The sequence below is a fragment of the Cellulomonas bogoriensis 69B4 = DSM 16987 genome (assembly GCF_000767165.1).
Classification (GTDB): Bacteria; Actinomycetota; Actinomycetes; order Actinomycetales; family Cellulomonadaceae; genus Actinotalea; species Actinotalea bogoriensis.
In genome coordinates, this window is sequence record NZ_AXCZ01000524.1 from 1 (window position 1) to 207 (window position 207).

Genomic DNA, 207 nt, shown 5'->3' on the forward strand with positions numbered 1-207 from the left:
CCCGCAGGGGTGCGGCCACGGTGTTGGCGGCCTCCAGCACGGCGGCGTCGTTGCGCCAGGACGTGGCCAGGGCCAGCACCCGGGTCTGCGGGCTGGTCGCACCGGCGCCCGGTGGGAAGTGCTCGGGGAACCGCGCCAGCCCCCCGGCGCTCGCCCCCCGCCACCCGTAGATCGCCTGGTGGGGGTCACCGACGGCGGTCACCGGGT

1 protein-coding gene is annotated in these 207 nt (G+C 78.3%); it reads right to left on the reverse strand.

The features are described 5' to 3' along the window. A partial coding sequence (locus N869_RS16290; RefSeq protein WP_035063612.1) for a UvrD-helicase domain-containing protein occupies positions 1–207 on the reverse strand: 207 nt, incomplete at both ends.